The 2,079-nt window shown below is 36.4% G+C and carries 2 protein-coding genes and 1 pseudogene; all 3 read right to left on the reverse strand.

All coding sequences use genetic code 11. The features are described from left to right. Positions 1-124: 124 nt before the first annotated feature. Positions 125-745 (reverse strand): annotated as a pseudogene (locus FTV09_RS17520) (DUF1003 domain-containing protein); the annotation flags it as partial. 319 nt (positions 746-1,064) lie between these two features. Continuing rightward, entirely contained in the window at positions 1,065-1,322 is a 258-nt protein-coding gene (locus FTV09_RS17525) for a hypothetical protein (RefSeq protein WP_067764850.1), read from the reverse strand. Between the two features lie 132 nt (positions 1,323-1,454). Next, on the reverse strand, positions 1,455-1,661 hold the full coding sequence (locus FTV09_RS17530; protein ID WP_180058992.1) for a hypothetical protein: 207 nt from the start codon (positions 1,659-1,661) through the stop codon (positions 1,455-1,457). Positions 1,662-2,079: the final 418 nt, after the last annotated feature.

Raw genomic sequence — 2,079 nt, forward strand, 5'->3', positions numbered from 1 at the left:
GCAGGGTCTTGTGGTGGCGCACCTTTGGATATTATTAAAAAATACATTGAAAACCAACAAGGTTAAAATCTTTGAAATTCACCTCCACCCTGACTGTCGGGTGGAGTCCTCTTTCACTTTAAGATAGATGATCAATTTTTTCATGTAGATGACGAATTTCAAGTTCAGCTTTCAAATTCACCTGATAGTCATTTTCAGAACGCATCCGGTCTTTCGCTTCCTGACGGTTTTGACTCATCATAATAATGGGCGCTTGTATCGCAGCTAAACATGACAACATCAAATTTAGCAAAATAAAAGGATATGGATCGGCTGGATGTTTCACCATCACCACAGTATTGACCAATATCCACACTGCTAAAAATGCACTAAAACAAATGAGAAATGCCCAGCTGCCGCCAAAAGTAGCAATCTTATCGGCGAGGCGCTCACCGAAAGTCCATTTCTGTTCCAACTGCCCTTCAACGTTTTTACTGATCAGTTCGTGCTGTTTCATACTATTCAGCACTTCGTATTCTAAGTTTGAAACCTCACCCTGTTCCATATGTAAAATCGACTGCACATATTGCATGCGATATTGCGTTAGATCACGCTGACAAATAAAGTCGTCACTACTACACTCTGGATAATCATGTGTAATTTGTTCTGTAATGACTTTACGTACCGTCGCCATTGGAATTAAATGTTTAACAGGAAAACTCTTTTTACACACCAAGCATGTACGGCATTCTACTTTTCCATTCATTTGAATTGAGCCTCGCTGCGCGATCCATGGAGTTTATTCATTTAAATTTTGATTGTTCAAATATTGAATCTATCTCAATGTAGCATTCGAAACTTAAAAACTGGGCTTTCATGGCATGAATATTTATCTTTACAGTGGCAACTACTAAAATGATGTATTGAATAGATGACTTAAAAATGCAAAAAATTACGGTAATAGTAGAAGCAGCAAAATGCACCACAATCTAGCAGCGCATTCATATTATGTTTTATAAGCGTGCTTGAATTGTGGTTCTATTTGATTAAACCCAAAAGTAGGAACGTTTTTGAGTCAATTGAACTCATCCCAACAAACTACGCTGCACCAATTGTGCAGTAAACCACCAAGCGCTGCATGCAGACATACCACAGAGTAAATTGGCCAAAATTTTGTTCAATTTTGAAAGTTCTGAAACATATATTTTTAGATTAATAAGATAGGCCATAACGCCGTAAACCAGGCCAATCGCACCGCCAATAAAAATAAGCACGAGTGGCCATGCAGCATACGCATGTGCTTTTGCAGGATACTTGGCTGTCATCATTTCAGTCGTTGTCATTGCACACTCCACTTTTTACAGGATTGAATTAAAACATCCACCCGAAAATGAATGCTTTAACCCTAGGAGCAATGATTTTGCAAAATTTAGGCCAAATATGCGTGCCTAATAATGATCAAGCTATGAATGAAATTATTCACCACAACATTTGCTACAGCCGACGACTTTTTCTCTCGGCCAATTCATACGTGCCCGCTTGTACGCCAGCTCATAATTGGCAAAGTATCCAATCAATATTTGATCATCAAACAATGGCATGTCTTCGCACCCTTTAGTTCCGTTATGAATCAAATGCGAACCATTGCCTGATTCTTTTTCATCTACAATAAATTTGATCATTCGCCGTTCCCCCTGAATATTTTTATAAAGTTCAAGCACAAATAAAGAATGAATCAATACCCATATAAATATTATGGATTTAATTAATCACATACTAAAATTATGCCTTTAATGTGTAAAAATCAATCAATATTTGTTTTTTTAATTTGTTTTTTATACTTATTTATTCATAGCTTAAAGCAATATCAGTCAATTCACCATCCAACTCATTGAACGGTGCTTTATTCTGTTCAAGCTTTTAAATTCATGATGATCGCTATCATTATTCCTTAGCATATTGCACAAAAGTATTTTTGGTGGTGTTTCAAAAAGTATGCTGAAAAAAAGCAGGTTGAATTTTGATAAAATAGAGAAATGCAAATAACTCTAGAAATCAAATGTCCAACCTGCCTCAGTGACAGTATAAAGAAAAATGGCA

The organism is Acinetobacter sp. YH12227, from assembly GCF_013417785.1.
In the GTDB taxonomy this organism is placed as follows: Bacteria; Pseudomonadota; Gammaproteobacteria; order Pseudomonadales; family Moraxellaceae; genus Acinetobacter; species Acinetobacter gandensis.

Excerpts from the sequence above, each read along its gene's own strand:
- FTV09_RS17525 (WP_067764850.1), bottom strand. The coding sequence starts at position 1,322 with ATGACAACGACTGAAATGATGACAGCCAAGTATCCTGCAAAAGCACAT.
- FTV09_RS17530 (WP_180058992.1), bottom strand. The coding sequence starts at position 1,661 with ATGATCAAATTTATTGTAGATGAAAAAGAATCAGGCAATGGTTCGCAT.